Here is a 12,204-nt window from a genome sequence, read left to right on the forward strand (position 1 = left end):
CCCCAAAGCGTTATCTCGGCGAGTCGCCGGTTGTGGAGAGAAGTTATGCAAGGCAAGTACAGTTCTGAACTGGCGCTACCGCTCAACGAGCTGTTGACCGTGGTGCTGATTACTCACAATCGGCCGGCGTTCCTGCGCCGGGCGGTGAAGTATTACAGCAGCTTGCCCTGCCGGATCATGGTGCTCGACTCGACGGTCGAGCGGCCTGAAGGGGATTTTTCCGCCGTCGATTATCACCATGTGCCGCAGTTCGCCTACTGGGGCATGCAGGCCAAACTGGCTTATGGTGTGGAGCAACTGACTACGCCGTATATGGTGCTGGCGGCTGACGATGACTTCATCCTGCACGATTCGCTGACCGAGTCCGTCAACTTCCTGCAGGCGAATCAGGACTACGGCATGTGCCACGGCTATTGCCTGATGTACCTGTCTCTGGCCCATGGCGTGAACTACTACCGTCGTGACAAGAAAGTCCAGGAAGACTATTCGTCCGAGCGGGCGCAGGATCGGGTCATCGATTACATGAGTCAGTACATCCCGCCCTTCTACGCGGTGACCCGTACTGACCTTATGAAAAACTGGCATTCGGCGTTGCCGCCGGGTACCAATTTCCAGTGGCAGGAAATTGGTCACGTCTATTACCTGCTGGCCAGTGCCAAGGCACGCATCCTGCCGATGCCTTATGTGGTACGCGAGATCAACTACGGTGTCTCCGAGCACAATACCGATGTGTATCACTCGCTGACCTACGCCGACGGCAAATCGGTCGCCGAACGAGAAGCCTTTGCCGAGTTTCTTGCCTCCCTGCCAACGGCGATTCAAGGGCTTGATGCCGGACAGCTCAAGGCGTTTGCCCTGCAGAGTTTCGAGGCCATGGCCGACAGCTTGAAGAATGGGCGCGCGCTGACTGCAGAACTGATTTTCGAATCCACCTGGAACCAGAACCTCAGGCATCCGGATCGTCGTTTTGGCCCGTTGCAGTACGTCGAGATGCCGTTCTACAACCAGCCGTTCTTTGATCGTCTGGAGCAGTTCGAATTCATGCTGCACGCCATGCCCGCCGGCCGTATGCAACTGGAAGGACTTGAAGGCATATGGACGCGTCAGGCGCACTTGCTGCAGGCGCGCAACAACGATACCCCGGAAAGTGTGGTTGATCGCTTGTGGCAGGCGCACGACCTCAATGCTTTCAACCAGACAGTCGTCAAACGCCTTGCCGCGCATCTGAACGATATGGGTGAAGACGAAGCCGCCCAGTCGGTGCACGAATGGATCGCTCGGCTTGAAGCGCTGACGGTTGAAGATAATCAGGCAGTCTTCGAAAAAATGAAGTCCGGTCGCCTGCTGCAGTGGCTGGCCGCGCGTGAGCCGTCGGCGCAACAGGTCGAGTCGATCACTCGACATCTGTCGGCCAATGACGGGGGGCCGCAGTTCGGCATTTTCCTGCTGGATCTGGATGACCAGATCGACAAGGTGCAGGTCTCGCTCGACAGTCTGCTCGAGGGGCACTGCAAAGCGTTCAGGATTGTGGTGTTCACCACGGGCGAACCGCCGGTAGCGACCACCGCGCAAAACACCCTGCACTTCGTGCGCGTCACTCAGAGCAACTACGTCGACAAGTTGAATCAGAGTGCTCAGCAGTCAGCGTGCGACTGGCTGCTGCTGGCGCAAGCGGGCGACGAGTTCACCGCTGGCGGCTTGTTGCGAGCCAGCCTGGAACTGATGTCCGCCGAGGGTGTACGCGCTGTTGCCACCGATGAGATCCAGCGCAAGGAAAACGGGGCGCTGGTCGACGTATTCCGCCCGGGCTTCAATCTGGATCTGCTGCAAAGCATTCCAGCGCTGATGGCGCGTCATTGGTTGATTCGCCGCGAAGTGTTGCTCGAGGCCGGTGGTTATCAGGCCGACTTCAGCAAGGCGCTGGAACTGGATCTGTTGCTGCGCATCATCGAGCAGGGCGGCATTGGCGGCCTGGCGCACCTCGACGAGCCACTGCTGATCACCCAGGCCTCGGTACTGGAAGAGAATGCCCACGAACGTCAGGCGCTGCTGCGTCACCTGACCAATCGCGGATACAAGGCCAGGGTCACCTCGGCGACGCCCGGTACCTATCAGATTGATTACCGTCACGCCGAACAGCCGCTGGTGTCGATCATTGTGCCGGCCATCGATGACCTGCCGGCACTGCGTCGCTGCCTGGAAGGCGTGTTGCTCAGAACCCGTTACAGCCGCTATGAAGTGCTGATTGCAGCGAATCCGAATCAGTCGGCCGAGGTCAATGACTGGCTGGGCACGCTGCGTAACCCTAAAGTCAATGTGCTGCGTGCCGATCAGCCGCTCGGCGAGACGGCCTTGTACAACGCCGCCAGCGAGCAGGCGCAGGGTGAGTATCTGGTGCTGTTGGCCGCTGACAGCGAAATCGTCAATCCGAACTGGATCGACTCGTTGCTCAATCATGCACAGCGTCCGGAAGTGGCTATCGTCGGTGCCAAACTCGTCGATCGTGACGGCAAGATCGCCCATGCCGGCTTGATTCTTGGTCTGAACGATGGCGTGGGTTCGCCTTTCATCGGCGAAAAACACGCCGCTGAAGGCTACATGCAGCGTCTGGCGGTCGAGCAAAACTATTCGGCGGTGTCGAAGGTGTGCCTGATGGTACGCAAAGAACTGTTCAACGCACTGGGCGGTCTGGACGAAGCGACGTTCACCGATGGCTTCAGCGATGTCGATCTGTGCCTCAAGGCCGGTGATGCGGGTTACCTCATTGTGTGGACGCCGCTGGTGCAGGTTGTGCATCCGGGCCTCTTGCCGCAAGCGCCATCAGCGCTGGCTGCTTTGCGTGAGAAATGGGGCGGCGCCTTTACGCAGGACAGTGCCTATAACGCCAACCTGTCCCTCATCGGCAAAGGTTTTACCTTGGGTGAAAGCACGTCGGTCAACTGGGTGCAGTTACTCGCTTGAGTGCGTCGGTAAAGGAACAGGAATCAGTAAATGTTCAACGGTAAATCGGTCTTCATTCCAGCCAGCATGGGATCGCTCGGTCGCAAGTGTGTCGCACGTTCTACCGTGACGCCGTGCGCCGACATGGCCAGCTCGCGCGGCGGGGTGATGGCGTATTTCTGCAAGCCGGATACCGATCTGTACGCGGAGCTCTCGACATGATTCCTTACGGTAGACAGAACGTCGATGAGGCGGATATCGAAGCAGTGGTAGCGGTGCTGCAATCGGATGGGGTAACCCAAGGGGGGGCGATCGAAAGCTTCGAACGTGCAGATATCGATGCGGTAGTGGCGGTGCTGCAATCGGACTGGTTGACCCAGGGACCGACCATCGAACGTTTCGAGCGGGCCATGGCTGAACGCTGCCAGGCCGACTTTGCCGTGGCCGTGTGCAACGCCACGGCAGCGCTGCACATTGCCTGCCTGGCGGCGGGACTGGGCCCTGGCGATCGCTTGTGGACGACGCCGAATACCTTTCTGGCTTCGGCCAATTGCGGGCGTTACTGCGGCGCCGACATCGACTTCGTGGACATCGACCCGCTGACCTGGAACCTTGACGCCGAGGTGCTGGCCAGCAAACTCCAGGTCGCTGAGCGTGACGGCTTGCTGCCGAAGGTACTGGTCGCGGTGGCTTTTGCCGGGCAGAGCTGCGACATGCGGCGCATTGCACAACTGGCGCAGCGTTATGGTTTTACGGTGATTGAGGATGCCTCCCACGCGGTCGGAGCCTCCTACGCGGGGCGACCGGTGGGTTGCAGTGAATTTGCAGCGATGACCGTGTTCAGTTTCCACCCGGTGAAAATCATCACCAGCGCCGAGGGCGGAATGGTGCTGACCAATCGAGCGGAGCTGGCCGAGCGCTTGCAACGCCTGCGTTGCCATGGCATGACCCGTGATCCGGCGCAGATGATCGGGTCAACCCATGGCCCTTGGTATTACCAGCAGGTCGAGCTTGGCTTCAATTACCGGATCACCGACCTGCAGGCGGCGTTGGGCCTGTCCCAGATGAGCCGGCTGGATGATTTCGTCAGTCGCCGTCGCGAGCTGGCAGCGCGGTACGAGCGATTGCTGGCGTACTTGCCGGTGACGTTACCCAGCGCGCAGGCGGAAGCGGATTCGGCCTGGCATCTGTACGTGATCCGCCTGCAGGCCGAACGAATCAGCCGTACTCATCGCCAGGTGTTCGAAGGTTTGCGTGCGGCGGGTATTGGCGTGAACCTGCACTACATTCCACTGCACCTGCAGCCGTATTATCGCGACCTCGGGTTCGCCGAAGGCGACTTCCCCGAAGCCGAGCGTTATTACGCCGAGGCGATCAGCCTGCCGCTGTACCCGTTGCTCAGTGACGAGCAGCAGGATCAGGTGGTCGAGCAATTGCGCCGGCTGATTGAATAAATCCCGCTGCGGCGGTGAATGAGACTGTGTAATGCGTGATCTGAGTGAGCAGGAAAAATTCTGGCAGGGCGATTTTGGCAACCAATACGTGGATCGCAACGTCGGGCATCCGTTGGTGGCGGCCAACCTGGCGTTGTTCGCCAAGGCCCTGAGCCGCGCCGGGCGCATCGAGAGTGTGGTTGAACTGGGCACCAATGCCGGCAACAACCTGCAGGCGCTGCATCAACTGCTGCCGTACAGTGAGTTGTTCGGCGTCGAGATCAACCAAAGCGCCTGCGCTCAGGCGCGTGCACTGGGCATCGCGCAGATCTGGCACGGCTCGCTGTTCGACTTTCCGCGCGAGCGCAGTTACGACCTGACTCTGAGCAAAGGCGTGCTGATCCATCTGGCGCCGGAGCTGCTGCCGACCGCCTATGCGCAGTTGTATGCGTTGAGCCAGCGCTACATCCTGATCGCCGAGTACTACAATCCGGCGCCGGTGGAAGTGTCCTATCGCGGCAACAGCGGCAAGCTGTTCAAGCGCGATTTCGCCGGGGAAATGCTCGACCGGTATGCCGATCTGCACTTGCTCGATTATGGCTTTGGTTATCACCGTGACCCGCAATTTCCGGTGGACGACATCACCTGGTTCCTGCTGGAAAAACGTCCTTGAACAGCGTTGCAATCATCCCGGCCCGTGGCGGCAGCAAGCGCATCCCGCGCAAGAATCTGCTGGCGTTCGACGGCGTGCCGATGATTGTCCGCTCGATCCGTACGGCGCTCGACAGTGGCCTGTTCAAACAGGTCGTGGTCAGTACCGATGACGCCGACATTGCCGAGCTGGCGCTGGCACACGGTGCGCAAGTGCCGTTCCTGCGCCCGGCTGAACTGGCGGATGATTTCACCGGCACCGCTGCGGTTATCGCGCATGCCTTGCAGCAACTGCCGGCCTTCGATTTCGCCTGTTGTGTGTACGCCACGGCGCCGCTGTTGCAGGCGCGATTCCTGCGGCAAGGATTTGAGCTGCTGCAGCAGCACCCGGACAAAGCCTTTGCGTTCTCCGTGTGCAGCTTTGGTTTCCCCGTGCAGCGGGCGCTAACGCTGGACGGGCAGGGCGCATTGACTGCGTTGTATCCGGAATTTCGCAATACCCGCTCGCAGGATCTGCCTGAAGCTTTTCAGGACGCCGGCCAGTTCTACTGGGGCCGTAGCGAGGCGTGGTTGCGCGGCGAGGTGCTGTATTCAAGCGCCAGCCTGCCGGTAATTGTGCCGCGGCACCTGGTGCAGGACATCGATACGCTGCAAGACTGGAAGCGCGCCGAATACCTCTACGCCGCGCTCAAGGCCGGCGGAGAGCTGCAATGAGAGTGCTGATCCGCGCTGATGCTTCGCCAACCATCGGCAGTGGCCATATTGCCCGCTGCCTGACGCTGGCGCGAGTGCTGCGCAAGCAGGGCAGTCATGTCGCGTTCGCCTGTCGGCAGTTGCCGGGCCATCGACTGGATGCACTGAAGGTCGAGGGATTCGAAACCTTCACGTTGCCGGACTTTTACCCCGACGAAGACCCGCAGCAGACCATCGAATCGATGCTGCCGTGGCAGGCGGATATCGAGGCGCTGGATGCCTTGCTGGCAGGTCACGCCGCATTCGACTGGATCATTGCCGACCACTACGGCCTCGATCATCAGTGGCAGACCGCCGCCCGGCGTTGGGCGCCTCGGATCGCGGCGGTGGACGATCTCGCCACCCGCCGTTACAGCGTTGATCTGCTGCTCAATCAGAACCTGTCCGGTCTCAGCGAAAACTATGCGCCGTTGCTGCCCGCCGATTGCCGCACCTTGCTCGGCCCGCGTTACGCCATGCTGCGTGAAGAATTCGTCTGCCCGGCCATCGAGATCAAACCCATGGCCCGCCAGGTGCTGGTGAATTTCGGTGGTTTCGACGCGGCGATGCAGACTCATCACGCGATGTTGGCACTGAAGGATTTCACTGAGCTGGAAGTGGATTTCGTCGCCGGTGCAGACAATCCTGCGTGGGCGCAAATGCAGGCACTGGCCGCAACACGGCCGCATTGGCGCCTGCACAGTTTCGTCAGCGATTTCCAGCAACGCATGACCGCGGCCGATCTGTTTATCGGTGCCGGTGGCGGCACCAGTTGGGAGCGTGCAGCCCTCGGCCTGCCGACGATCTGCATCGCGGTATCGAACAACCAGCAAGCCAACGGCGAAGTCATGGCCGCGGCGGGGGCGCATGTGTTCATGGGCGCCCGCGAGCAGGTCAGCGTCGAACAACTGCGCGACGCCATCGGTTTTGTCGTCGACAATTTCTATCTGCGCCAGAGTCTGGCCGAGCGTTCACGCCAATTGGTCGATGGGCGCGGTGCGTTGCGCGTGGCGGCGGCGCTGGCCGGTGCAGTGCTCACGCTGCGCCCGGCGACCCTCGATGATGCGCAGTTGCTGTTCGACGGGCGCAATGCCGAGGCTGTGCGGCGCTGGTCACTGGACACGGCTGCAATCGAATGGCCGCAGCACCTGAGCTGGCTGAGTACGAGCCTGCGCAATCCACAGCGTCTGCTGTTGATTGCCGAGGCCGATGACGGCGCGGTCGGCGTCTTGCGTTATGACTTGCGCGGCTTTGAGGCTGAAGTGTCGCTGTATCTGCTGGAAGGCCGGCTGGGTCTCGGCTGGGGCAGGGCGTTGCTGGCGCGAGGCGAGGTGTTTGTCCGCGGGCACTGGCCGCAGATGACCGCCATCACCGCTCAGGTGCTGCCGGGCAATCGTCCGTCTTTGAATGTGTTTCGTGACGCCGGATTCACTCAGAGTGCCTGCGCGTTCACCAAGGTTTTGAAGGATCACCGCGATGAGTAGTTTCAAGATTGGCGAGCGTCTGATCGGTGCCGATGCGCCACCGTTCATCATTGCCGAAATGAGCGGCAACCATAACCAGTCACTGGAGGTGGCCCTGCAAATCGTCGAGGCCGCCGCCAAGGCTGGCGCGCATGCCTTGAAGTTGCAGACTTACACCGCGCAGACCATGACCCTGGATCTGGCCGAGGGTGAGTTTTTCATCAAGGATCCGAATAGTCTGTGGACCGGTACTTCGCTGTACGACCTATACGAGAAGGCCCACACCCCGTGGCAGTGGCACGCGCCGATTTTCGCCCGGGCCAAAGCGTTGGGCATGCTCGCGTTCTCGACGCCTTTCGATGACACGGCGGTGGACTTTCTCGAAAGCCTCGATGTGCCGGCTTACAAGATCGCCAGTTTCGAAAACACCGATCTGCCATTGATCCGCCGTGTGGCCGCGACCGGCAAACCGCTGATCATCTCCACCGGCATGGCCAGCATCGCCGAGCTCGACGAAACCGTGCGCGCCGCCCGTGAGGCGGGGTGCAAGGACCTGGTGCTGCTCAAATGCACCAGCACCTACCCGGCAACCCCGCTCAACAGCAATGTGCGCACGATCCCGCATCTGCGTGAACTGTTCGGTTGCGAGGTGGGGCTCTCCGATCACTCCATGGGCGTTGGCGTGTCCGTGGCCGCCGTGGCACTTGGGGCAACGGTGGTGGAGAAGCACTTCACCCTCGACCGTTCGGCAGGTGGGGTCGATGCCAGTTTCTCGCTGGAGCCGGCGGAACTGGCCAGCCTGGTGGTGGAAACCGAACGCGCCTGGCAGGCCATGGGACAGGTGCATTACGGCGTCACTGAGGCCGAGCGCAAGTCGCTGGTCTATCGCCGCTCGCTGTACGTCACTGCCGACATGGCGGCCGGTGAAGCCTTTTCCGGGGACAATCTGCGCGCCATTCGCCCTGGTCTCGGTCTGCCGCCCAAGCACACCGATGCCGTCCTCGGTCGCCGCGCTCGCCAGGTGATAAAACGTGGCACGCCGCTGGACTGGTCGTTAGTCGAATAACCCGATCTGCACCCGATTCGGCAAAATAGCGTGACCTGCGAGTCATAACGCGCATCTTCACTGTATTGTATTGACCGGGGAGATGGCGCCTGGCCGTGTAATCGGTTCCAGTGATAGCCCTTTACGCTCCCCGTGGCTGCCCTTTGTGGCGGCCGTTTTCTGTTTGTCGGCGCCCCTCGAATCCTTGCGAGCGGTGGTTTTGGGCTGTTTTTTATTGGGAAGCCGTAATGATTGGCATAAAAAGCATTGCGAGCTACGTTCCTGTAGCCGGCGTGGACAATTACGCACAAGGTGCAAAATTCGAGAAGGATGAAGAGTTCATCCTCGGTAAAATCGGCTCTGCCTTCCTGCCGCGCAAAGACGCTGAACAGGAAACCTCCGATCTGTGCGTGGAAGCGGCCAATGCGCTGTTTGCCAGCAACCCTGCACTGAAGCGTGAATCGATCGACGCACTGATCGTCGTCACCCAGAACGGTGACGAAGAAGGTCTGCCGCACACCGCGGCGATCGTCCAGGACAAGCTCGGTCTGCCGACTCATGTCGCGGCGTTCGATATTTCCCTGGGCTGCTCCGGCTACGTCTACGGCATCTACGCGATCAAGGGCTTCATGGAAGCCGCCGGCCTGAAGAACGGCCTGCTGATCACCGCTGACCCGTATTCGAAAATCGTTGACCCGGAAGACCGCAATACCACCATGCTGTTCGGCGATGCCGCCACGGCGACCTGGATGGGCGAAGACCCTTCCTGGGCGCTGGGCAAGGCCAAGTTCGGCACCGACGGATCCGGCGCACCGCACCTGAAAGTCACCGATGGCGTGTTCTTCATGAACGGGCGTCAGGTGTTCAACTTCGCGCTGCTCAAAGTCCCGGCGCATTTGCACGAATTGCTTGACGACTCCGGCCTCAACGCTGATGACATCGACGCCTTCTGCATTCACCAGGGCAGTGCGGCGATCGTCGATGCGGTGGCGCGGCGTTTCGAAGGCGAGCCGGAGAAGTTCATCAAGGACATGGTCGAGACCGGCAACACCGTGTCGTCGAGCATCCCGCTGCTGCTGGAAAAACACGTACTCGATTCCGACTGGCAGCGCATTGCCCTGAGCGGTTTCGGTGTCGGTCTGTCGTGGGGCTCGGCGATCATCTATCGTCCTTGAGCCCGGGCAAAAACGGCGGATACAAAAATAGCGTTCAAGGTTACCCTTGAGCGCTATTTTTTTGCCCGAACGAAACGCGAGGCGTCATGAGCGAGTTTTTCCAACCCAACGCCCAGGTCATCCAGCAACGCTGGCCGGCGTTGTTTGAGCGCTTGCAGGCTGAAGACACTTCAGTCGTTCAAGCCGAGCTGGTGCAGGGCTTGGGCTCGACGCTCAGCGTCAATGGCATTCAACTGACCAGTCGCCACGACCGCGTCCACGAAGCCCGCATCCAGGCTGCCAGTCTGGCGGAAAAGCCGCAGTTGCATGTCTATGGCACAGGCCTCGGTGATCTGCCAACGGTGCTGCTGGAGCGTGCTGGCCTTGAGCAGTTGTACGTGCATGTCCTCAATGGCGCGTTGTTCGCGCTGGTGCTGCAACTGCTCGATCAACGGCAATGGCTGGAAGATCCGCGCGTGCAGCTGTTCTATGCCGGTGATCTGTCAGACATCTGCACACCGTTTTTCGCCCTGCCGGCGGAGATGCTGCTGGCTGATGATTTCAACGCGAAGATCCGCGATCGGCTGGTCAGCGAAGTGCACCTGAACTTTAACAATCGTGAGTTCGATCCGCACTTGCCGTTCATTCAGCAGCGTTTGCAGGACTGTCTGCCGGTGTTGCTGGGCGATGACGATGTGGCGCAATTGTTCGGGACTGCCCTGGGTCGGGACATTTATGTGATCGGCACGGGCCCGACACTGGAGCAGCATTACGAGCGACTGGCAGTAATTCGCGAGAAAGTCGGGCGTGCGCTGTTCATTTGTGTCGATACCGCTTACCGGCCGTTGCGCGAGCACGGCATCGTTCCGGACTTGGTGGTGAGTATCGATCAGCGTATTGGCTTTCAGCATTTGCCGGTCGAAGCTTCCGATGGAATCCCGCTGGTATACCTGCCGATGAGCGACCCTGTTTTGCTGCGTGCCTGGAAGGGCAAGCGTTACGGCGGTTACTCGGCCAGCCCTGTGTATGCCGCGTTGCGTGAGCAATATCCCCGGGCTTTGTTGCACGTGGGCGGCAGCGTTATTCATCCGGCGGTAGACCTGGCAGTGCACATGGGCGCTGCGCGCATCACCTTGTTCGGTGCCGACTTCGCGTTCCCGATGAACAAGACTCACGCCGGCTGGGAGGATGGTGATCTCGGGCCATCGGTGAGCGAGGCGCGACACTGGGTTCGCGACGGATTCGGCCAACGGGTCAGTACGCAGCTGAACTTCCGCGGTTATCTGTGTGTACTGGAGCGCTACATCGCCGCGCATCCGCACGTGCAATTTTTCAACAGCAGCCGGGCGGGCGCAATGATCGCCGGGACGCAGTTCAATCAGGAGTTCGTGCAATGACGGCGATTGAAAAATGCTTCGACGAATGCCGTCAGTGCGCCGGGCTGTTTCGTCTGGGGCGTGATGTCGAGGCGGCGCTGGATATGGTCGATGTGTTCGAGAGCGCACAGCAGTTGCTGATGGCCGCGCCTGCGCCGATTCAGCAGGACTGGGCTTTTGTACTCACGCAGATGCTCGATTGTCAGGAACGTCAGGACTGGTTGGGGCTGGCTGACTGGATGGAGTACGAGCTGATTGAAGTGTTGCAAAAAGCACGATCGGCAAAGTGAGCAACCGCACTGGCCCGCGGCTTTACGCGCGGGTCGGTTTTATGGCGTCATTTTTTCGCAGGTGGGAGGGCGCTAAGCCCTTGTTTTCTCGGGGGTGGCAGGGTGATGGCAAAATTTTTTCAAAAAGCCCTCAAGCAACCTGCCAACCCGACGATAACTATTACGAAGGTTCTCTAGGCCATTCCAGGCGGTTGCCAGGGCCGGAAGCCGCAGTACCCAACCAACGAGGAATTCGTCATGGCTTTAACAGTAAACACCAACACCACGTCGCTGAACGTTCAAAAGAACCTGAACCGTGCTTCCGACGCTCTGTCGACTTCGATGCAGCGCCTGTCTTCCGGCCTGAAAATCAACAGCGCAAAAGACGACGCTGCTGGCCTGCAGATCTCGAACCGTATGTCTTCGCAGATCCGTGGTAACACCCAAGCCATCCAGAACGCCAACGACGGTATCTCCGTTGCCCAGACCGCTGAAGGCGCTCTGCAAGCGACTACCGACATTCTGCAGCGTATGCGTGAACTGGCTGTTAAAGCACGTAACGGCACCAACGGCACTGCTGACCAGACCGCTACCAACGCTGAATTCGCTCAGATGTCTGACGAAATCACCCGTATCTCGGCTTCGACCAACCTGAACGGCAAAAACCTGCTGGACGGTTCGGCTGGTACTGTGACCCTGCAAGTTGGCGCAAACACCGGTTCGGCTAACCACATCGACCTGGTACTGAGCTCCAAGTTCGACGCCGTCAGCCTGTCGGTTGGTAGCGGTACTCTGTCCCTGACCGGTGCTACCGTAACTGGCGCTTCGCAGAACATCGACAACGCAATCACTGCAATCGACGCCGCTATCGCTGCAATCGGTGCAACTCGTGCCAGCCTGGGTGCTTCGCAAAACCGTCTGACCAGCACCATCCAGAACTTGCAGAACATCACCGAGAACACCACTGCTGCACAAGGTCGCGTACAAGATACCGACTTCGCCGCAGAGACTGCTAACCTGACCAAGCAGCAAACCCTGCAACAGGCTTCGACCTCTGTTCTGGCTCAAGCCAACCAACTGCCTTCCGCTGTACTGAAGCTGCTTCAGTAATTTCGGAATGAGTTTGGGCGGGAGGGTGCGC

At 60.0% G+C, this 12,204-nt stretch carries 11 protein-coding genes; all 11 read left to right on the top strand.

The window, feature by feature from the left end:
- Nucleotides 1–45: 45 nt before the first annotated feature.
- The 11 genes from AC1RBR_RS07810 to AC1RBR_RS07860 all read left to right on the top strand — a co-directional run bounded on the left by AC1RBR_RS07810 (nucleotide 46) and on the right by AC1RBR_RS07860 (nucleotide 12,173).
- The gene (locus AC1RBR_RS07810; RefSeq protein WP_492563734.1) at nucleotides 46–2,961 is read left to right on the top strand and encodes a glycosyltransferase family 2 protein; all 2,916 of its coding nucleotides are present in this window, start codon (nucleotides 46–48) and stop codon (nucleotides 2,959–2,961) included.
- 30 nt (nucleotides 2,962–2,991) lie between these two features.
- Nucleotides 2,992–3,162 (top strand): hypothetical protein, encoded by a 171-nt coding sequence (locus AC1RBR_RS07815; RefSeq protein ID WP_456018983.1) that lies wholly within the window; start codon nucleotides 2,992–2,994, stop codon nucleotides 3,160–3,162.
- Nucleotides 3,159–4,394: a UDP-4-amino-4,6-dideoxy-N-acetyl-beta-L-altrosamine transaminase gene (gene pseC, locus AC1RBR_RS07820; RefSeq protein WP_492563736.1), complete on the top strand. Its 1,236-nt coding sequence runs from the start codon at nucleotides 3,159–3,161 to the stop codon at nucleotides 4,392–4,394. The genes AC1RBR_RS07815 and pseC overlap by 4 nt, the downstream gene beginning before the upstream one ends.
- A 31-nt stretch (nucleotides 4,395–4,425) precedes the next feature.
- On the top strand, nucleotides 4,426–5,046 hold the full coding sequence (locus AC1RBR_RS07825) for a pseudaminic acid biosynthesis-associated methylase (protein ID WP_492563737.1): 621 nt from the start codon (nucleotides 4,426–4,428) through the stop codon (nucleotides 5,044–5,046).
- Nucleotides 5,043–5,738 (top strand): pseudaminic acid cytidylyltransferase, encoded by a 696-nt coding sequence (gene pseF / locus AC1RBR_RS07830; RefSeq protein ID WP_492563739.1) that lies wholly within the window; start codon nucleotides 5,043–5,045, stop codon nucleotides 5,736–5,738. Before AC1RBR_RS07825 ends, pseF begins: the two co-directional genes overlap by 4 nt.
- Nucleotides 5,735–7,240, top strand: a complete 1,506-nt coding sequence (gene pseG / locus AC1RBR_RS07835; protein WP_492563741.1) for a UDP-2,4-diacetamido-2,4,6-trideoxy-beta-L-altropyranose hydrolase — start codon at nucleotides 5,735–5,737, stop codon at nucleotides 7,238–7,240. The genes pseF and pseG overlap by 4 nt, the downstream gene beginning before the upstream one ends.
- On the top strand, nucleotides 7,233–8,285 hold the full coding sequence (gene pseI / locus AC1RBR_RS07840; RefSeq protein WP_492563743.1) for a pseudaminic acid synthase: 1,053 nt from the start codon (nucleotides 7,233–7,235) through the stop codon (nucleotides 8,283–8,285). The genes pseG and pseI overlap by 8 nt, the downstream gene beginning before the upstream one ends.
- 227 nt (nucleotides 8,286–8,512) lie before the next feature.
- Nucleotides 8,513–9,439 (top strand): ketoacyl-ACP synthase III, encoded by a 927-nt coding sequence (locus tag AC1RBR_RS07845; protein ID WP_492563744.1) that lies wholly within the window; start codon nucleotides 8,513–8,515, stop codon nucleotides 9,437–9,439.
- 86 nt (nucleotides 9,440–9,525) lie between these two features.
- Complete coding sequence (locus tag AC1RBR_RS07850) at nucleotides 9,526–10,815, top strand: motility associated factor glycosyltransferase family protein (protein ID WP_492563746.1); 1,290 nt, start codon at nucleotides 9,526–9,528, stop codon at nucleotides 10,813–10,815.
- Nucleotides 10,812–11,084 (top strand): hypothetical protein, encoded by a 273-nt coding sequence (locus tag AC1RBR_RS07855; RefSeq protein ID WP_492563748.1) that lies wholly within the window; start codon nucleotides 10,812–10,814, stop codon nucleotides 11,082–11,084. The genes AC1RBR_RS07850 and AC1RBR_RS07855 overlap by 4 nt, the downstream gene beginning before the upstream one ends.
- Nucleotides 11,085–11,321: 237 nt before the next feature.
- Entirely contained in the window at nucleotides 11,322–12,173 is an 852-nt protein-coding gene (locus tag AC1RBR_RS07860) for a flagellin domain-containing protein (RefSeq protein WP_007920059.1), read from the top strand.
- Nucleotides 12,174–12,204 lie beyond the last annotated feature (31 nt).

Source organism: Pseudomonas sp. GW823-FHT01D03, from assembly GCF_058798255.1.

Excerpts from the sequence above, each read along its gene's own strand:
- AC1RBR_RS07810 (WP_492563734.1), top strand. The coding sequence starts at position 46 with ATGCAAGGCAAGTACAGTTCTGAACTGGCGCTACCGCTCAACGAGCTG.
- AC1RBR_RS07815 (WP_456018983.1), top strand. The coding sequence starts at position 2,992 with ATGTTCAACGGTAAATCGGTCTTCATTCCAGCCAGCATGGGATCGCTC.
- pseC (WP_492563736.1), top strand. The coding sequence starts at position 3,159 with ATGATTCCTTACGGTAGACAGAACGTCGATGAGGCGGATATCGAAGCA.
- AC1RBR_RS07825 (WP_492563737.1), top strand. The coding sequence starts at position 4,426 with ATGCGTGATCTGAGTGAGCAGGAAAAATTCTGGCAGGGCGATTTTGGC.
- pseG (WP_492563741.1), top strand. The coding sequence starts at position 5,735 with ATGAGAGTGCTGATCCGCGCTGATGCTTCGCCAACCATCGGCAGTGGC.
- pseI (WP_492563743.1), top strand. The coding sequence starts at position 7,233 with ATGAGTAGTTTCAAGATTGGCGAGCGTCTGATCGGTGCCGATGCGCCA.
- AC1RBR_RS07845 (WP_492563744.1), top strand. The coding sequence starts at position 8,513 with ATGATTGGCATAAAAAGCATTGCGAGCTACGTTCCTGTAGCCGGCGTG.
- AC1RBR_RS07850 (WP_492563746.1), top strand. The coding sequence starts at position 9,526 with ATGAGCGAGTTTTTCCAACCCAACGCCCAGGTCATCCAGCAACGCTGG.
- AC1RBR_RS07855 (WP_492563748.1), top strand. The coding sequence starts at position 10,812 with ATGACGGCGATTGAAAAATGCTTCGACGAATGCCGTCAGTGCGCCGGG.
- AC1RBR_RS07860 (WP_007920059.1), top strand. The coding sequence starts at position 11,322 with ATGGCTTTAACAGTAAACACCAACACCACGTCGCTGAACGTTCAAAAG.